General features: G+C 27.1%; 17 protein-coding genes. 4 read left to right on the top strand and 13 right to left on the bottom strand.

All coding sequences use genetic code 11. The features are described 5' to 3' along the window. Positions 1-261 precede the first annotated feature (261 nt). From CLPU_RS08530 to CLPU_RS08505, 6 genes are all read right to left on the bottom strand, one after another. Positions 262-531 carry a class I SAM-dependent RNA methyltransferase gene (locus CLPU_RS08530; protein WP_050355244.1) on the bottom strand — a complete coding sequence of 90 codons (270 nt, stop codon included), beginning with the start codon at positions 529-531 and terminating at the stop codon, positions 262-264. 346 nt (positions 532-877) lie between these two features. Next, positions 878-2,035: an ABC transporter permease gene (locus CLPU_RS08525; RefSeq protein WP_050355243.1), complete on the bottom strand. Its 1,158-nt coding sequence runs from the start codon at positions 2,033-2,035 to the stop codon at positions 878-880. 12 nt (positions 2,036-2,047) lie between these two features. Further along, complete coding sequence (locus CLPU_RS08520) at positions 2,048-3,325, bottom strand: ABC transporter permease subunit (RefSeq protein WP_050355242.1); 1,278 nt, start codon at positions 3,323-3,325, stop codon at positions 2,048-2,050. A 6-nt stretch (positions 3,326-3,331) separates the two neighbouring features. Further along, positions 3,332-4,207, bottom strand: coding sequence for an ABC transporter ATP-binding protein (locus CLPU_RS08515; RefSeq protein ID WP_050355241.1), 876 nt, complete (start codon positions 4,205-4,207; stop codon positions 3,332-3,334). A 1-nt stretch (position 4,208) separates the two neighbouring features. Continuing rightward, the gene (locus CLPU_RS08510; RefSeq protein ID WP_050355240.1) at positions 4,209-4,973 is read right to left on the bottom strand and encodes a hypothetical protein; all 765 of its coding nucleotides are present in this window, start codon (positions 4,971-4,973) and stop codon (positions 4,209-4,211) included. Continuing rightward, positions 4,960-5,520, bottom strand: coding sequence for an RNA polymerase sigma factor (locus CLPU_RS08505; RefSeq protein ID WP_050355239.1), 561 nt, complete (start codon positions 5,518-5,520; stop codon positions 4,960-4,962). The genes CLPU_RS08510 and CLPU_RS08505 overlap by 14 nt, the downstream gene beginning before the upstream one ends. Positions 5,521-6,060: 540 nt before the next feature. On the opposite strand from CLPU_RS08505, the gene CLPU_RS08500 reads away from it, so the two are divergent. After that, positions 6,061-6,924, top strand: a complete 864-nt coding sequence (locus CLPU_RS08500) for a M15 family metallopeptidase (protein ID WP_200898543.1) — start codon at positions 6,061-6,063, stop codon at positions 6,922-6,924. Between the two features lie 101 nt (positions 6,925-7,025). On the opposite strand, the gene CLPU_RS08495 is transcribed toward CLPU_RS08500, so the two are convergent. Next, entirely contained in the window at positions 7,026-7,304 is a 279-nt protein-coding gene (locus CLPU_RS08495; protein WP_050355238.1) for a hypothetical protein, read from the bottom strand. 1 nt (position 7,305) lies between these two features. Then, positions 7,306-9,465, bottom strand: coding sequence for a YhgE/Pip domain-containing protein (locus CLPU_RS08490; protein WP_050355237.1), 2,160 nt, complete (start codon positions 9,463-9,465; stop codon positions 7,306-7,308). A 425-nt stretch (positions 9,466-9,890) separates the two neighbouring features. On the opposite strand from CLPU_RS08490, the gene eam reads away from it, so the two are divergent. Then, a complete protein-coding gene (gene eam, locus CLPU_RS08485; protein ID WP_050355236.1) occupies positions 9,891-11,168 on the top strand; it encodes a glutamate 2,3-aminomutase in 1,278 nt (425 codons plus the stop codon). A 64-nt stretch (positions 11,169-11,232) separates the two neighbouring features. On the opposite strand, the gene CLPU_RS08480 is transcribed toward eam, so the two are convergent. The 3 genes from CLPU_RS08480 to CLPU_RS08475 form a co-directional block, all read right to left on the bottom strand. Beyond that, entirely contained in the window at positions 11,233-13,713 is a 2,481-nt protein-coding gene (locus CLPU_RS08480) for a sulfatase-like hydrolase/transferase (protein ID WP_050355235.1), read from the bottom strand. Positions 13,714-14,324: 611 nt separating this feature from the next. Next, complete coding sequence (locus tag CLPU_RS18010; RefSeq protein WP_268760461.1) at positions 14,325-14,456, bottom strand: hypothetical protein; 132 nt, start codon at positions 14,454-14,456, stop codon at positions 14,325-14,327. Between the two features lie 11 nt (positions 14,457-14,467). Further along, entirely contained in the window at positions 14,468-14,827 is a 360-nt protein-coding gene (locus CLPU_RS08475) for a DUF169 domain-containing protein (RefSeq protein WP_050355234.1), read from the bottom strand. Positions 14,828-15,338: 511 nt separating this feature from the next. Here CLPU_RS08475 and CLPU_RS08470 point away from each other — a divergent pair. Next, positions 15,339-16,340: a uroporphyrinogen decarboxylase family protein gene (locus tag CLPU_RS08470; RefSeq protein ID WP_050355233.1), complete on the top strand. Its 1,002-nt coding sequence runs from the start codon at positions 15,339-15,341 to the stop codon at positions 16,338-16,340. 1 nt (position 16,341) lies between these two features. Next, positions 16,342-18,072 (top strand): ASKHA domain-containing protein, encoded by a 1,731-nt coding sequence (locus CLPU_RS08465; RefSeq protein WP_050355232.1) that lies wholly within the window; start codon positions 16,342-16,344, stop codon positions 18,070-18,072. Positions 18,073-18,242: 170 nt separating this feature from the next. On the opposite strand, the gene saoD is transcribed toward CLPU_RS08465, so the two are convergent. Both saoD and saoA read right to left on the bottom strand, forming a co-directional pair. Further along, positions 18,243-18,575 carry a DsrE-related protein SaoD gene (saoD, locus tag CLPU_RS08460; RefSeq protein ID WP_050355231.1) on the bottom strand — a complete coding sequence of 111 codons (333 nt, stop codon included), beginning with the start codon at positions 18,573-18,575 and terminating at the stop codon, positions 18,243-18,245. Between the two features lie 15 nt (positions 18,576-18,590). After that, a complete protein-coding gene (gene saoA, locus CLPU_RS08455; protein WP_050355230.1) occupies positions 18,591-19,376 on the bottom strand; it encodes an ABC transporter ATP-binding protein SaoA in 786 nt (261 codons plus the stop codon). Between the last annotated feature and the right edge of the window lies 1 nt (position 19,377).

The following is a 19,377-nucleotide window of genomic DNA, read 5'->3' as shown; positions in this document are numbered from 1 at the left end:
ATAAGGTAGTACATATCTATTTCTTATAATAATATACAGGAGATTAACAGCCTAAATATTAAAAAACTTACATCTATCCTGTCTACACAACCCTATGAATTTATCTAACTTGTCAACTCAACCCTACACACATTTTTCACAGTTGACCTATTTCCTCATAAACAAAAATAAGGATTTTCAAGATTAAAAGGCACTGCCAGACATTAGGCAGAAAATCTTTCAACCTAGAAAACCCTTTATTTATCAGTGTTTTGAGTAGTCCTATTTCTCCACCCTTGACATCAATGTCACGCACTCAACATGGGGAGTCATAGGAAACATATCCACACACTTAACCTTCTCCACTTTATACCCTCTCTCTACAAATATAGGTAAATCCCTAGCTAAAGACGTTGGTTTACATGATACATATATAAACTGTTCTGGGTTAAAGTCTATTATTTTATGAATAGCTTTTGGATGTATACCATCTCTTGGTGGGTCTAATATTATAATATCTGGCTTTTCTTTTAATTCTTCGACTTTTTTCATAACATCTCCAGCTATAAATTCACAGTTGAGACTCTATAGTCTCATAATTATTCTAACCTTTAACATAGTAAATAATATCAAATAATGAAGTTTAGTACAATAAAACTTTATTATTCATGGCATGTACTAGAGTAGTCTTAAATACATAATAATATTACACACTTATACTCTGTAAATTACGTTATCAAATTTAATAAAGTTTCGCTTCCCCTTTTTTATTTTTCATATAATTTTTAATTATATTTATCAAGTACATTTAAATATAGCAAAAACACTATAAATATTAATGATCATTAATATTTATAGTGTCTATTTATAATTATAAAAGCATATATTAAGTTTTTTATTAATTAACAACGTCTAACGTTTTTTCTCTTCTCCATCTTATTATCATTATTGTCACAAAAGTAAAAATTAAAGCCACATAACATAATGGTAATAATATTTGTGAAACTTCAATATCTACTATTAAAACTATAAGTCGTCTTAAAAATAACTTAAAAGTAACCAAAGCTATTGGTAACTGTATTCCTACTAAAGCTATATAATTATTAGCTATACTTGAAACGAACATAGACATTAAAGCAAAAATGAATGACAATATATATACTGCTACTATTGTAATAATTATATATTGTATAAATGTAATATCATACCATGAGATATTGCTATTAAAGACTGAATTTATATCAGAGTTAAAAAACATTGACACGTTATTAAATGAATACACAACAAAGAAAACTATAAGTTGTAATGTTGTTATTATAAAAGAAGACAATAATCCTGCTATTATCTTATTTTTAAATATCTTTCTTCCTATTTTAGATGTATATTGAAGATAATTTACTTTATTTTTTCTATCCTTTATATATATTAAAGATATTATAAACATTATACTAATTAATATAAGCATACATACATTTTTTATTAAGTTATTATAGTTTCCAAATACTAAGCTTGGTAAAATCGATTCATCACTACCTTTTTTTAATAACTCTTTAACTCTTATTTCTTGCTTTTCATCCATCGGTTCATATTTTTTTAACATATTTTCTTCTTTTTCTTCGTAGGATTTTATTATATCTTCTCTTTCAGGTATCTCCCAAAATAAATCTACTTTTTGTTCAAATAGGATATAGTCATGTAATTCTTGAAGTTTTGTTGAAGTTTTATCATTCATTGTATCTGTGTATTCAAATTCTTTATATGTTGTTATACCTGCCTTTTTAAATCTTTCATTTGATTTAATATATTTGTCTGCTTCTTTCACTTTTTCATTATACTTAACTTTAAAATCTTTAAATTCATCTTCATCCATGTATTCCCCATAATTCTCAATCATTTCTACCGATACATTGTAAATATCTAATTCAGGCCTACCATTAGGAAAATATTGAATGTAAAAACTAATAAATAAATAGTATATTATTAAGCTGATAATTATAAGTAAAGATATCATTTTCAAGCTAAATATTTTCTTCATTTCATTTAAAACTATCCTCAATCAGATCCCTCCCTAATATATATCTTGTTTTTTAAATCTTTTGATACATAAACTACTTAAAATTATAAGTGATACTGACCATGTTCCTACCGTAATAGCCTCATAGTATTTAAAAGTACTAAAAGCTCCACTTTCCATAAACCACTGTGAAGAATTTATAATAAGAATAAATGGCGTAAATGAACCCATAAAAATAGTATTACTATCAGTTGCAAGCATACTCGGTATAGATAATAACGTACCAAATACTATAAAGAATATAAAAAACGCAATATAGCTATTCTTTATAAACTTTGATATAACAAAAGTAATACCAGTAAAAATTAAGGTACAGATATAGATAAGACCTATACCGCAAAATAAATATTGAATAAATGACATATTCCACCATGACATATATGGAAATTTAAATTCAATATTAAAATAGCTACTTATAGGAACATTCCAAAGCCCTGAATAATCAAACATAATAAAATATGCCATTAGTCCAGTGACTATAATAATCGTAGCTACTATTATATTTACAAACATAGACATATACAGCTTGTCCTTGATTAGACTTCTCCCTCTTTTTGTTGAGTATGTTAGAAGGTGTGTATTATTATCAAACTCATAGTTTGTTAAATATGAAGTAATAATTACTCCTAATATTATTATCTCAAAGATAAAACTTTTAAATAAAGTTTTAAACAGTAGTGAATGCATTCTATATATAGGTCCCATAAAAAATAGATTCTTATGCTCTTCATTTTTAACTAATTCATCAAATCTTTTTGTAAATTTTTTATATTCATTTCTTACTGTATTAGCGGCTTCACCACTAAGGTTATACTTTTCTATTTCATCTTCAGCCTTTTTCATTAAATCAATCTGTGCATAACTATTATCAATGTCATTAATCATATAATAATAAGACTCAACAATATTTAGTTCCTGTATAAATCTCATATCTTCTTGGCTATAAATATCCTCTTTATGACCATACTGAGATTCTGTCATACCTTCTTCAAAAAAAGATGATACATTTTCGTATGTCTTTGATACTTTCTGATTGGTGATTTGATTCATCTTATTTAGTCCATCTGTGTAGTATTTCTTTAAATTAGTTGTCATTTCATTATTTATTTTATAGCCGAACTTATCTACAACTTTGTTTAAAACTTTTAGTTCATCACTAAAATATCTATTTTCAAATATAATAAAAACATTAAAAAATATAAATACCAACATTAGCCCTATTATCACTGGTGAAGTCATAGCTTTCTTAAATTCATATTTTCTTATATTCACAAGTACTTACTCCTTTTCTAAGATTTCATCATTATAGACATAAAGAAATACATCCTCTAGACTTGGTTTAACAGCTTTCCAAGAGCTATGTGGTTCCTCCTCACATATAAATCTTATTCTCATTTTTCCTTCCTCTTGTTTTTCTGATAATGAAAGATACTGTTTTCTAAATACTGAAGTATCATCAAATTCTATTTCTGTTTCATAAACAATTTCATCAAGTATTTTACATATGTTTTCTATACTATCTTTATAAAGAATTTCACTGTCTTTTATCATAATAATTTCATTAGCTATTGATTCAACATCAGATACTATATGAGTAGAAAGAATAACTATTCTTTCTCTAGATAGCTCTGTAAGTAAATTTCTAAATCGCACTCTTTCCTTTGGATCTAGTCCAGCAGTAGGTTCATCTAATATAAGAACTTTAGGATCATTAAGCATTGCTTGAGCTATTCCTACACGCTGAATCATTCCTCCAGAAAACTTTTTCATTTTTTTATTTCCTACATTTTCAAGAGCTACTAGCTTTAAAAGCTCGTCCACTCTATTCCTAGCAATCCTATTATCTATCCCTTTTAATGCTGATAAATAAAGAAGATATTGTTTTGGACTATAGTTTTTATAATATCCGAACTCTTGTGGCAAATAACCTAATATATCCCTATACTCTTGATCCATTTTAATAATATCTGTTCCATTATAAAGTATCTCACCTTCACTTGGAAAAAGTAGTGTAGTAAGCATTTTAATAAGGGTAGTCTTTCCAGCTCCATTTGGTGCCAAAAGACCATATACCCCATTCGTAAATTCAAGATCAATATTTTTGAGAGCACAAAAATTTCCATAATTCTTACTAACATTATTTACTGTTAACATTCTAAATCACTCCTTGTACACTTCTAAAAGTAATAAGCTTTTTAAGTTTATTTATATAAACATATATACAAATGGCCGTTACAACCAAATGAACATATATAGGTATTTTTATAAGTAGATAAATATAAAAATCTATATTAAATACTACTAATAATGAATTTAGTACTATCCACGATGTTATTACAATGTACTTTATTAGTTTTGAACGAGTAATAATTATCATATATAGAAAAATTGTAGAAAATAGAAACAATGATGTGGATGAAACTATAAATGCTCTTAAAAAGTCTATTTGTTCGTATATAACATTAATGGTATATACAAATATGCTATTAAATAAAATGCACAAAACGCTGAATACAAGCATTCGTAAAGTCGCTAATTGATATATATTATACTTACATGTCATTTCTATTTCATAAGTTCCCTTTTGCTTTGTATTAACAAATGATAATAATGATATAACTAAATACATAATAGGAGAAACTGTAAATATAAAAGCATATATATATCGGCTATTTACTTTGTCATGTATTTCACTGCTTATAATAACTGGAACAAGCAACATAGAAAATATTATCAGAACAGTAAAAGTAATCTCTAACATGTCATGAAATAAATATTTGAATCCTATTTGCTTATACATACTCTTTAAATCTGAATAAAATGAATTCTTTGGATTAAGACCCTTTTTCACAATAGTATCTATTTGAGCTTCTATTATAGTTTCATCAGGCATATCTATAGAAAACTTATCTTTGCTCATTTTGTTCCTCCTCAAAATTTTTTCTAATCTTCTTAAGCATTGAATAATATTTTGTCTTAACTGTAGATTCAGATATCTGCAGTATATTTGATATTTCTAAAAAAGTATATTCTGCAAAAAACTTTAGTCTAAATATTTGTTGTGTTGAAGCATCTAATCGATTTACTATATTAATAATTTTTTCGATATCTTGCTTATATTCCATTGTAATTTCTATATCCTCATTATCGTATATGTCATAATCGTCAATTGATACTATATTACTACTATATTTGTAATACTTTGAACGATAGTAGTCGACAACTCGATAGGTTGATATTTTATATAGCCATGTCCTAAAAGATGCCTTATTTTCATCATAGCTATTTATTGACTTTAACATGCTTATAAAGATTTCTTGAGTCAAATCCATAGATAATTCTTTATCAATTGTTTGTTTATACACATATGCATATATTTCCTTATAATATTTAGAAATAAGTTCATTTGCTGCAGCTTGACTTGACTTTAATTTAATTTTTTTTATCAGTCGTTTTTCTCTATCCATATTTCACCATTTTATCACTTATCTATATATTCTTAATAAATCCATAAGTAGCTTTTCAATCATTCCATCTTTATATTCGTAATAACATTATAAATAGTTTTACTTTATCCTAATGTTTTATTATTTCTATGTTTAGTTATTCAACAAGCTATTATATATCTAAAATTACTTATACTGAGTTCAAAAACTATAAAAAAATTGATATAACAATTAAGATAAATTTTTATTCAGTATCATAAAACTTCTTCCACATATATCAAAATAATATATATTAAATAATAGAATCTAGCACATAAACTCTATTATTCAAAGAATATGCTTAAATAACTAACTTAAAATTTTTAAAGCTCTACTAACCTTAGCTAACTAGAATTGAATTTTAATCCTTTATATAATAAAATTTATAAATGAATGTTCTTTTGATATGAATCTTATAAAGATTTATATTTATATATTTTAAAATATTGGACGAGCTATTAAACGGGTTTAACCTTTATCATACATTTATAATATATTCAGAATTATTAGGAGATGTTTTCAATGAAAAAATATAAAGTAATGAGCAAGAAGAAAATTTTTAGAAGAAGAAGAAAGATGATGATTAGAAGAATAATTGCAGTCTCAGTATTTATTATTTTAGGCATCGTAATATCTAATACTTTCATCAAAAAAGACGATAGTAAAGCATCTAGTTCAAATAATAATTTAAGTAAATCTAGTTCCTCAAATAAAAAGAAAGTTTCAAAAGACAATAAAAAATCAGATGGAAATAATATTAATAAGAAGAAACAAGAAAAAGATAAACCTTTAAGAAAAAAAGAAGATATGACTAATCCTGAAAGTATAGTTGCACTAGTTAACAAGCAACATAGTTTACCATCTAATTATATACCAAAAGATTTAGTTGTACCTAATGTTTCTTTTTCGTTTAGTGGAAATGTTCCTAAAAAACAGCTTAGAAAAGAAGCCGCATTTGCTTTAGAACAATTATTTGAGGCTGCTAAAGATGATAATATTGAGCTCTTTGCTGTTTCAGGATATAGATCGTATAAAAAGCAAACTGATATTTTTAGAAATAATGCTAGACGTTCAGGTGAAAAGGAAGCTAATAGGGTAAGTGCTCATCCAGGTGAAAGTGAACATCAAACAGGACTTACAATGGATGTTTCAAGTAAAAGTGCAGGATTTGGACTAATTGAAAGTTTTGGTACTACAAAAGAAGGAAAATGGCTAAAAGAAAATTGTTGGAAATATGGTTTCATTATAAGATATCCTAAAGAAAAAGAACAAATAACAGGATACAAATATGAACCTTGGCATATAAGATATGTGGGCACAGAAGTTGCTAAATATATTACTTCAAAAAATATTACTTTAGAAGAATATTGGAAAAGCTATGAATAGCTCATATTAAAAAAGCGTCTGATTTTTTATCAAACGCTTTTTTTAATACTCACATACTTTTTTCAATAGATTAATTTAATTATCTTAAACAGTTTTATATTCTATTTTTTAATTAAATCTGGCCTATACTTGCTAACAGAATTCAAAGTCTCGTCTATAACTTGCTTACATTCAGGATGTTTTAAAAATTCAGCATGAATTTCTGCAAATTTTTTACGAAATTCAGAACTCTCTTTTAAGAGATTAATTGCTACATCTGTAAAGTTACATATTAACTTATTTATTTCTTCTAGTCTTTCTGGATCCTTATCTTTCAGATTCTTAATATAATCACTAGCAAAGTCTGCCCCTGCTTCAACTAGAAAATCATTGATTTTCATGTTATTCTCCTAACCCACTTTCTTTAAATCTTTTTACAAACTTACTATTTATATTGTCCAATTTTTTCTTAAATAGAAGTCCTATAGCTAAAAATATAAAGAAATATAGTAAAAGAATAATAGTATTATATCTTAATGATTCTAGAATTACCCCTCCAACTGCTTCTCTCATGCCTGATACAGCATAAGTAAAAGGTAGCATAGGATTTATTTTTTGAAAAAATGTAGGAGTAACTTCTATAGGAAAAGTACCTCCTGAAGAAGATATCTGTAGTACTAAAAGTATAACCGCTAATGCTTTTCCTACATTTCCAAACACAGATACTAAAGTATATATTATCATTGAAAATACTATGCTTATGAATACTGAAAACAATAAAAATACTAATTTATTTGACACATATGTCTTAAGTATAAAAATGTCTCCAGTACTTACTATAATAGCTTGAAATATTGCTATTGTCATAAAGGTTAAGTATTTTCCTAAATATTTCTCATAAGCTTTTAAATTTTTATTATCATCTAGTTTTTTTACATGAGTAGATAATAATGATACTAGTAATAGTGTACCTACCCATAGAGACAGCGTTGTAAAAAAAGGTGACATTGCAGATCCATAGTTTGGAATAGCAAATATCCTATTTTCCTTTATCTCTATTGGATTAGATAGAAATTCACTCTCTTTTCTAGCATCATTTTTTAGAAGCTTAATTATCTCATTTAAATCTTGATCATTATCTAATTTTCTTAGCTTAATTGCTACTGAATGTATAGAGGTTTCTATTCCAGGTAGCTTTTTCTTTAGAAGATCAATGCCTTCTGCTCCTTTTTCACTACCTTTGTAAGCCTTGTTTATTAAGTCCTCAACAACAGGTAAATCTTCATTTGCATCGTTTAATAATTTTATAGCATTATCTGTAACGTTTATTAACTCACCAGTAATATTATTTATAGCAGGAATAACTTTACTATCAAAACTATTTATAATTGCATTCAAGGTAGGAGTTACTCTTGTGGATAAATCATTTATTTTATTTAATATATCCACAGAAGGCTGTTGTCCGTTGTTAATTATGTCTATTACTTTATTTATAAGTTGAACTTTATTATTCATGTTACTCTTAATGACTGCTAGCTTATTTATGATAGATTGAATAATATTACTATTTGAATCTTTATCTATGGATCTTAAAAAGTTTGTAATGTTAGTTATTATACTTGTCCCATTATTAAACTTATCTTTTATATTTATTAACATTTCTTTAGCTTTAGGAGCATCTGTATTTATCAAGTTTATAGCTTCAGGTATCATATTTTCAGCTCCACTTGTTATCTGCCTTGCTAAAATTAAGTCCTGTTTAATACTAGGTCCAGCTTGTTGAATTCCATCTTTAGCCCTTACTAAAAAATCCTTACTTTTATTTGCTGCATTAGAACCTTTTTTAATAGAATCTTGAATTAACGGAACATTTCCTTGCACTTTCTTTGTTAATCCATTTAAAGTTATTAATCCTTTATCAAATTCCTCAATATCTTTATTGATTTGAGGTATCTTTTCATCTACAAAATATATTAAGTTCTGTAACTCTTTTAGTTTAGGCTTCCCTTGTTCTAATTCAACTCCAAATTTATTAAATAAATCAAATATAATTCCATTTACAGTCTTTACAAAATTTTTAGTTACTTCACCCTGTAAGCTTGTAACACCTTTCTGAGTTATCTTTGGCGCTACTGCATTTATTTTTTCATTTACTGAATATATTATACTTGGCTTTTCTTGTTCATCCCTAACTATTGAAAGTAGCTTGTGAGAAAAATCATCTGTTATTTTTATACTTGCATAATACTTTCCATTCTTTAGTCCCTTATCCGCTTCCTTTTCACTTACAAAGTTCCATCCTATGTTTTTATTTCCTTTTAGTTGTTGTACAAGTTGATTACCTACATTTATCTTAGTACCTTTAAAACTATCACCTTTATCATTATTAACTACTGCTACTTTTATTCCTGAAGTATTTCCATAAGGATCCCAAGAAGACTTTATATTGAACCATGCATAAAGTGCCGGGAGTATCATAAGTCCTAGTATCACTACTAATACTACCCAGTCAGATAATATATTTTTAATGTCTCTTTTATAAATCCTTAAAATATTTTTCATTATTATTCAGCCCTTCCAATATGTAATTTATTTTGTTTTTAGTATTCTATTTATATTTAATTTTTAATTTTTTTAACCTAAACATTATAATTTTTAAATTAAGTGTTGTAAAACTCCATTATGCACGTATTTTCTCGTTCTAGTTTTATAATATAAAATTAAATATAAAATCATAGGAATTTATTAAAAGTACTATTATAATATTAAGTTTATTTTCAAGCTAATAGAATATTGGTTTTCTAAATTAATTTTTTGATTAATAAGCTTAACTTATGTTATAATATAATAATAGAGTTGTCCGATATGTCTATCAATACGATTGGGTGACTTTTATACTTTGTGGCTAAAATTATTTATATAATAGTAGTTTCATGGAAAGCTCTATTAAACAATTATACTTAACTTAAAAAAGGAGGTATATTTGTATGAATAGAACTATAGATACAAGAAAAATATCACTTCAAAGAGCTGACGAACTTAAGTCTAGAATTAAGGATTACCTTTCTATTAAAGATTCCATCCCAAAGGGTTTGTCTAAAGCTCAGGAAAAAAAGATACAAGATAAAAAGGAAAAAATACTTTCGATTTTAAATGCAACAGAAGAAGACTGGAAGAATTGGAAGTGGCAACTTAGTAATAGAATTTCTGATGTAGACTTGTTATCTAAAATTATAAAATTATCTGATAAAGAAATTGATTCTATAAAAAAAGTTCAAGAAAAATATAGATGGTCAATATCTCCTTATTATCTAGCTCTAATTGATGATGATAACGAGCTAGATCCAATAAAACTACAATCTATTCCAACTAATTTAGAACTTATAGAAGAAGGAAAAAAAGATCCTATGGGTGAAGAGTATACTAATCCTGCTGGATCAATAACTAGAAGATATCCTGACAGACTAATAATAAACGTTACCAATGAATGTGCTATGTATTGCAGACATTGTCAAAGAAGAAGAAACATAAAGTCTAAAGATTGCCATAATTCAAAAGATACTTTAAAAGAATCTATTGAATATATAAGAAATAATCCTGAAATAAGAGATGTTTTAATTACAGGTGGAGATGCTCTAGCCTTATCTGATAATACATTGGATTGGCTTCTAAGAGAAATACATGCTATTCCTACTGTTGATTATATAAGACTTGGTACAAGAGTCCTCGTAACCTTGCCGCAGAGAATAACTGACAACTTGATAGATATATTGAAGAGGTATGCTCCTATATATATAAATACTCAATTCAATCATCCTATGGAAATTACGCAGGAATCTAAAGAAGCTTGTGAAAAGCTTGTTAATGCAGGTATTCCATTAGGAAACCAAGCTGTTCTTTTAAACGGTATAAATAATGATAAGTATGTAATGCGTCTTTTAAATCATGAGCTTTTAAAATGTAGGGTTAGACCTTATTATATATTTCATGCGAAAAATGTAGTCGGAACAATGCATTTTAATACCTCTGTAGATGATGGATTGGAAATAATGGAATATTTAAGAGGCTATACATCTGGTATGGCAATACCTCAGTATATTGTTAATGCACCGAACGGAAATGGTAAAACACCTCTAATGCCACAATATTTAATCTCAAGGGGTAAGGACTTTATAAAAATAAGAACATGGGAAGGTAAGGTTATTGATTATCCAAACCACCCTACAAAAGATTTAGAAAAGATATTATTAGCTTCAAATAAATAATTGTTATTTTTTAGTATAGAGCTTTCAAAAAAAATTAAAAGACCCCAAGTTATGGGGTCATTTTTTATTTATCTAGATTTGTAGTATAAAATCCTTTTACTTTATTTTTCCTTAAGTTATTCATCTCATTTTTATCATTTACAGTATATACATATACAAATACGCCTTCTTTATCTAACTTAGCTGAGAGACTAGTGGCTCCACGTGAAGCTGATAAGTTAATACCTAATAATCTTTCCCTTTTAACAAAATCTATTATTTCCTTATCTTTATAGTTTTCTTCAGGGACAAAGATGATATTTAGATATTGTAGTGTTTGAACTGTAAAATAGTCTTCTAAACCATATATTTGTGGTACAAGTTTGTTTGCTATGTCTGGTTTTGTCTCTCTTATAATTCTAAGTGCTTTCATTCCATCACCTTCAATATTTGTAATGAAATAAGCATCCTTTTTATCTTTTATCCATTCAAAGTAATCATTTATATTTGTATTCTTAAGAGAGTAGTTCATTTCTATATTATCTTCATGTGTTAATTCAAAGTCTAATTTAAAGAATCTGAAACCTTCTTTATAGCCTTTATCCAAAATTTCTTTTATATTTTTAGAAGTTATTTTATCTTCACTAAGTCCTAAATCAAGTACCATTTCTTGAGGTTCTATACGCTTATTTTTTCTTTCCGATTTGTTCTTTCTATCTTTGATAAAATTAGATAAATAATCTGTTTCTAAAATATATTCTGATTTATTTATTTCTTTTATTGCTTTTTCATATCCATCTTTAAATTTTTGTATATCTACAGGTTTTCTAACTTTAAAGTTCCAAGCTCTACTATTTTCATATATTCTATCTCTTGACATAGAAAACACATTGTCATTGTCTATAAATGATCCTTTTATCATATATGTTTGCTGTGCAACAAATCCTTCTTCAGAATTATTCAAGTCTCTACCAAGCATTATTCCTTTTTTATTTTCAATTCCCATTATATTTAGTAATGTTGGTAAAAAGTCAATTTGTCCTCCTGTCAAAGAATTAGTTTCATTGATTCCACTTTCAGGTATATGCATTATAAGTGGTATTCTCATCATTTCATCATAGTCATATTCATATCCTAAATATTCTGTTAATAACTTTTTATTAGGTGTAAAGTCTGAGTTTAAACCAAAGTGATCTCCATATATATTTATAATTGAATTTTCATATAGCCCTTCTTTTTTTAAATTTTCTATAAATTCTCCTAAAGCAGCATCTGCATAATGAACTGATTGGATATATTGTCCAAATAAAGTGTCTTTATGTTTATCTTCTAGTTTTAGCTCTTTATATTTCTCAGGCATATTGTATGGATGGTGACTAGTAAGTGTTACAAGAAACGCATAAAAAGGGGATTGTGTTTGTTTTAAATAAGGCATACTTTCCTTAAAAAATTCCTTATCACTTAGTCCAAATCCTATAATCTCTTTAGATCCAAGTTTTTCTTGACTTATAAACTCATCGAATCCTTGATTCGGATAAGCCTTATTTCTATTCCAAAACTCAGCCTTATATCCATGAAAAGCCTTAGTTGAATAACCATTTTCTTTTAGTATCCAAGGTAATCCATAGAAAGTATTGTCTTGATAAAGACTATATGTCTGTCCATCCATAGCAGGATAAAGAGAATTATGTGTAACAAACTCTGCATCAGAAGTATTTCCTCTCCCAAGTTGTTGATAATATCTATCATAATATAAAGTATCTTTCTTCAACAGCTTATTTAAGTTTGGAGTAATTTCTTGGCCTTTATAAAAGTTGTTAATTACAAAGTTCTGAAGACTTTCTACCTGAATAGTAATTACATTTCTTCCTTTTGCTATTCCATAATATTTATTTTCTTCTATTGAAGTCTTTTTCTGATTTGCCATGTCTGTCAATATTGCTGCTTCTACGCTATCATCTTTTCCGCCTTTTTTGAAATTTTCATAAATGTCAGCTATGTGATATGTGAAAAACTCTTGTCTAAATAAGTTAACTTTCTTATTAAACTTACTAATTCCAAATACAGAAACTATAATCAATACAAGTGATATTCCTAAACTTAAACCTTTAAACCTTATATTTTCTTCATTTTTTAAGCTATTTGTTTTTCTTCTTTTATTTCTTATAAACAAATATATAAGCACTGGGATTATGTCTACTATCATTACTAAGTTAGCAGGTTTTAATAGATAAATTATACTATCCTTTATTGTAGTTACTTGTGAAGTTTGCTTTAAAAGTACAACAGATGATAATTGATTAAAATATGAATAATATAAGCAATCTGCAAAGATTATAACAGATATAATTGTATAGGTAATTCCGATAACTAAATTACGTCTCTTAGCCCGAACTAGATTAAAGGCAGAACCTATAAATATCATATATATTGTACTTGTCAATATAAGCGTAAATCCAACATGTGAACTTTCTGTAACTGTATTAAATATAATTAGCTTTATGAATAATAATACTAAGACAAGTATGATTTCTCTAGGTATTTTTATCTTTTTGCCTTTTGTCATATAATCATCCTCTCAAAAAAATTACGTCTTCTCTATTATATAAGTAATCTTCTCTAAAATCAAAGGTTTATGTCATTTTAGTTACAAAATTATAAAAAAAAGGAGTATTTTTGTAACTCCTTATTAATAATCTAGGCTATTTTTATTAATTGGTATTTCTGGCTGTTTACTAACAGTTTTAATATTTTAATTAAGTAAATTATTCAAATGAATACATCAAATTTATACATTTCTCACTATATTTCATAATTTACTGAGTTAAAACATAGTATCTGGATATAATATAAATAAGTAAAGTATATTTTAAAATATACTTTACTTATATCCTAAAACTCTTTGTATCTAAAACTCCTCAATCCCTTTTACTATATTTAAAAGGCCTGATAAGTTTTAGTTTTTATCATATTACTTAACATATCAGGTGGGGATTTAGAAAAATAATTTATAATCCTAACTTTCCAGATAGTGTACTCCCCCAGTACACTATTTTTTTATTTAAATAGATCGTCGAAATCTATTAATTAACTCTCATATTAAATTAGACCTTAAAAATAAGTTCTATTATATAAATATACTCATGATTAAAATTCGTGAGTGCGAGTATAAACTTCCTATTTAACTTTTAGCTGTCCATCATAATAGTTTTTATCATACAATATATCAACGCTTTTTCCCAGTTTATTTGCTCTGTCTTCTATTTCCTTCTTAATATTATTTGGCTCTACAGGATTCATAGTTTTCATTATTCCATTAATTAATATACTTGCTTATTATATGGAATTCCTATAGTCATTTCATTATTATCCCATTTAGCAAAATATCTAGTTCCAGAACACAGCATAGATATATTTAAATCATTACTTTCATAAGGTGTTGCTGTACATTCAGAACAAAATACTTGATTACCTGCAATCTTAATATTCTTATGAACTCCTAATTGATAAGTGTATCCTTGAATTATTCTCATTGATTGATATGGATTAGTTATCATTATAACTATATCTGGTTTTTCAATGAAATCTTTTAATGGTCTTATCTCTAATCCATAAATCTCGTGATTTATATAAGTTATATCTTTCTGAACTAATTTTGAATTACATAGACTATTGTACAATCCTGACCTAGTATTTAGATAAAACTTACAAAATTTAAAGCTTTCAATCACAATTATTATATAAATGTTGTGATATGTCGAATAGCAAAACCTAATATATATTGTTTAATTTATAGATATTTTCTATAATAATTTAAAATCTAAAGACCTAAGGATTTACAGATTTATTCATATCTCAAATACGTTATATGATATATTTATAGAAATAACTTACAATCTTAAATTTATAAGTAGTGTATTTCTCCCACTACACTATCTTTTTTGACTTTTAGATAAATCATTTAATCTATTGGATAACTTCATACTAAAAACAAAGTAGTATATATATAACGAATTAATCTTTACTTTTATATACAATATTTTGATAACGAAAGTCCAACATATTCTGATATATTATTGTTATATAGTAGTTATATTGGATTCTTATATTGGCTAAAAACTAATTTTAAAATATTTTTATAAGTTATTAGACAATATAAATCAAATATTTTTGAATTTAGGGGTGTTGATTTTGAATGCTAAAGAAAGATTAATTAAAGTATTAAAAGGTGAGAAAGTCGATAGACCTCCTGTAATATGTCCAGGTGGTATGATGAATGCTGCTGTAACTGAAGTTTTAGAAGATATTTCTGGCAATCATAATAAGGATGCAAATCCAATGGCTGAAGCAGCTAAAAAAGTTTATGATCTTACAGGATTTGAAAATTATGGCGTTCCTTTTTGCTTAACTGTAGAAGCTGAGCCATTAGGTGTAGAAATTGATCTAGGTTCAAAACTAGTAGAGCCTCTTGTAAGTAAATATAATGAATCTTCAGTAAAAGAAATTATAGAAAGGTATAATATTCATACTACTTCTGCTGATAGAATGCCAGAAGTAATTAACGCTATAAAAAAACTAAAAAATGATGAAGTTCCTGTAATAGGTAACATAACAGGAGTTTTCAGTACAGCTTCATCTGTTATAGATCCATTGAAGCTATTAAAAATGCTTAGAAAAGATCCAAAACAAGCTCATGAATTTTTAGAATTCGTAAATAAATATACTATAGACTATGCTGAATGTATGATAGATGCTGGTGCAGATGTTATAGCTGTTTCTGACCCAACTGCTACAGGTGAAATATTAGGCACGAAAAGTTTTAATGAATTTATTGTTCCTTTATTTAAAGAATTCATAGATAGAGTACATGCGAAAGGTGTACCCGTAATTGTTCATATATGTGGGAATGCCAACAACATAATCGAAAGCTTAAATGAAATAGGTGCAGATGCTTTAAGTTTTGATTCAATAGTAAGTATGAAAGTCACTAGAAATATAGTTAAGACTGGACTAATGGGTAATGTAAGCACTCATGTATTAAACTTTGGCTCTAAAGAAAAAATAGAAGGTTTAACTAAAACATGTATTAATGCAGGTGTAAATATAGTCTCTCCAGCCTGTGGACTAGGTATGTCAACTCCAATAGAAAACTTAAAGATTATGACAGACTACGTTAAGAAAGGACAATATTAAAATGGTTAAAGTTCATATTAAGAACCTTGATAAAGTTATTGAAGTTCCTAAAAATACTCTACTTATAGATGCTATAAGAAAAGGGAATGTGGACTTTGAAACTCCTTGTAATGGTGCTGGAACTTGTGGTAAATGTAAAGTTAAAGTTAAAGGTAATCTTTCAGCTCCTTTAGATGAAGAAAAAAGTTTGATTAAAAATGAAGAAAATATAAGATTAGCATGTCAAGCATCGATTCAAGGAGATATTGAAGTAACTCTTTTAAAGTTTAACTCTAACGATTTAAAGACTATAAACAAAGGATACTCCATAGATACTAAACTAGAAAGTAGATTTAAAAAAATAAATTTACCTAAATATGATCAATCTAATTCTACTCCATATATTGAATCTTTAAATTATGATATTAAAAATCTTAAAATATATTCAAAACTATCTTACTTACTAGATCATAAAATTAATTCACTAGAAGGGATCGTATTTGACAATACTATTCTAGATATAGATAAAAGTTTTAATAATCTATTAGGAGTAGCTATAGATATTGGAACTACTGGAATATCAAGTTACCTTGTTGATATTCAGTCAGGAGAAATTATAAATAAAATCTCCTCTCTAAATCCACAATCTAAATTTGGTGGTGACGTATTATCTAGAATTACTTATTCTATGACTAATAAAAATGGACTTAAAGAACTACATGAAAGTATTATAAACGAAATTAATCTTTTAGTTAATTCTCTATTAGAAAATAAGTATTCTAATGATGATATCTATAATGTAGTTATATCTGCAAATACTACTATGCTTCACTTCTTATTAGGAGTAAGTGCTATATCTATATCAAGAGCCCCTTACAAACCTATATTTCTTGATAAAATTGATATAAATGCTGAAGAACTAGGAATTAATATTAACTCTTTAGGCATAGTAACTTTACTTCCAAGTGCATCTGGATACGTAGGAAGCGATATAGTTTCTGGAGTAGTTGCAACTGGATTTGACAATAAAGAAAATACTGCTGTATTTGTAGACATTGGAACTAATGGTGAAATAGTATTAATATCAAACTCTATTTTATCTGGAACTTCAACTGCTGCTGGTCCAGCACTTGAAGGTATGAACATATCATGTGGATCAAGAGCTGAAAGTGGTGCTATTGAAACTTTTAATATAGATGATAACTTCAACTTTAACATAGGGGTAATAGGTAACATTAAAGCAAAAAGTATATGTGGTAGTGGCCTTATAGATATCATGAGTGAACTCATTGATAAAAAAGTAGTTCTGAAATCTGGTAGGTTTAATAAAAATATGCCTCAACCTTTGCTAGAAAGGCTTGTAGATAAAAACTTTTATATCACAGATGACATCTATATTTCTCAAAGTGATATAAGACAAGTTCAACTTGCTAAGGGTGCTATATCTACAGGAATATTACTTCTTTTAAAACAATTTGGTATGACCATAGATGATGTAGATGAAGTAGTAGTTGCAGGTGCCTTTGGATATCATCTTAATCCTGAAAGTATTAAAAAGATTTCCCTAATTCCTAAAGGATTCAAAGGTACTATAACTTTTGTAGGAAATTCATCTATCGAAGGGGCTAGGCTATCTTTGATTAATAAAGATATATTAGACAAAATGTCTTATATAAAAGAAAACATAAAAGTATTAGAATTATCAATGAGTGATGAATTTCAAGAAACATTTATAAAAGAACTTAGTTTCTAATAAATCTACTTCTATTAAGTTCTTATAAAAATACATAAATAAAAAAATTTAAAGCTTATATCTTACTCTCTCGGAGATTAAGATATAAGCTTATTTTGTTTTATGTTTAACAGAGTAGTAACTCTTATATATGTCGATACTTTTTATTCTACATCTAACTAATTTCTTTATTATAATGTTATAATATGTTCTACTCCTGCTGAATTCAAAGTAGGGTATAATGTTGGAAAACATCCTATAGATGCCCCTGCAATCATCTTATCTGCTACTTCTCTTTCTAATGCACATTTATCACAAGCTAAAAGAACTATTCCTAATTTTTCATGTAAGTTTTGAAGCTTTTCTCCTATTTCGCAATCTTCTAGAAGCATATAAGTATTGTCCATTAAAAAGAACATTCCCACTACCTCTGCTCCATGTATTCCTTGTTCTAGTTGTGGAATAATCATATCTCTAAGTATAGTTCTTGAATTATCAGTATTTAAAACATACGCTACTTTCACTTTGATTTCCCCCTTTTATTTAGCAAAAGCTACCTCATTTTCAATTTGATTTTTAGTTAAAGCTATTTTTAGAATTCCCATAAGATGCTTTTTATAAGAATCATATTGCTTACTATTTCTATCTCTAGGTCTAGAGATATCTATCTTTATATCTTCAACTACCGTTCCCCTTTTGTCTGACATAACTATAACTCTATCACTTAAATATACTGCCTCATCTACATCGTGTGTTACCATAACTACAGTAGTTTTGTCTTTCATCCACATATCCTCTAGTTGTTTTTGAAGTATCTGTCGCATTTGAAAGTCTACAGCACCTAAAGGCTCATCCATAAGTAAAACTTCTGGCTTACTAGCAAGTGATCTTACTACGGCTGTTCTTTGTTTCATTCCTCCAGATATTTGATGAGGATATAAATTTTCCTTTCCTTGAAGCTGAGCTATCTTTAAAAGGTTTTGTAATCTTTCTTCTTGTTCATTTTTAGATAACTTTAGTTGTTTCATAGGATATGTAATATTTTCTTTAACAGTCATCCATGGAAAAAGAGCATAATTTTGAAAAACAAATCCTCTATCAGGTCCTGGTTTTGTTACTTTATTTCCATTTAAGAAGATTTCTCCACTGCTTGGATTTTGAAATCCTGCTATAATTGTTAAGAGTGTTGTTTTACCACATCCAGATGGTCCTAATAGTGTTACAAATTCTCCTTCTCCTACATTGAAGCTAATATCTTCAAGTACATTATTTACTTCTTTTTTATTTGTAAAAGTTTTTGAAATATTTTTTATCTCAAGTCGCATT

This window comes from Gottschalkia purinilytica (assembly GCF_001190785.1).
Taxonomy (GTDB): Bacteria; Bacillota; Clostridia; order Tissierellales; family Gottschalkiaceae; genus Gottschalkia_A; species Gottschalkia_A purinilytica.
This window is presented reverse-complemented; position numbering and strand designations above follow the sequence as displayed.

What these genes read in the sequence shown, in the direction of transcription:
- CLPU_RS08530 (WP_050355244.1), bottom strand. Translation starts at nt 531, where the DNA reads ATGAAAAAAGTCGAAGAATTAAAAGAAAAGCCAGATATTATAATATTA.
- CLPU_RS08515 (WP_050355241.1), bottom strand. Translation starts at nt 4,207, where the DNA reads ATGTTAACAGTAAATAATGTTAGTAAGAATTATGGAAATTTTTGTGCT.
- CLPU_RS08510 (WP_050355240.1), bottom strand. Translation starts at nt 4,973, where the DNA reads ATGAGCAAAGATAAGTTTTCTATAGATATGCCTGATGAAACTATAATA.
- CLPU_RS08505 (WP_050355239.1), bottom strand. Translation starts at nt 5,520, where the DNA reads ATGGATAGAGAAAAACGACTGATAAAAAAAATTAAATTAAAGTCAAGT.
- CLPU_RS08500 (WP_200898543.1), top strand. Translation starts at nt 6,061, where the DNA reads ATGAAAAAATATAAAGTAATGAGCAAGAAGAAAATTTTTAGAAGAAGA.
- CLPU_RS08495 (WP_050355238.1), bottom strand. Translation starts at nt 7,304, where the DNA reads ATGAAAATCAATGATTTTCTAGTTGAAGCAGGGGCAGACTTTGCTAGT.
- CLPU_RS08490 (WP_050355237.1), bottom strand. Translation starts at nt 9,465, where the DNA reads ATGAAAAATATTTTAAGGATTTATAAAAGAGACATTAAAAATATATTA.
- eam (WP_050355236.1), top strand. Translation starts at nt 9,891, where the DNA reads ATGAATAGAACTATAGATACAAGAAAAATATCACTTCAAAGAGCTGAC.
- CLPU_RS08480 (WP_050355235.1), bottom strand. Translation starts at nt 13,713, where the DNA reads ATGACAAAAGGCAAAAAGATAAAAATACCTAGAGAAATCATACTTGTC.
- CLPU_RS18010 (WP_268760461.1), bottom strand. Translation starts at nt 14,456, where the DNA reads ATGAAAACTATGAATCCTGTAGAGCCAAATAATATTAAGAAGGAAATA.
- CLPU_RS08465 (WP_050355232.1), top strand. Translation starts at nt 16,342, where the DNA reads ATGGTTAAAGTTCATATTAAGAACCTTGATAAAGTTATTGAAGTTCCT.
- saoA (WP_050355230.1), bottom strand. Translation starts at nt 19,376, where the DNA reads ATGCGACTTGAGATAAAAAATATTTCAAAAACTTTTACAAATAAAAAA.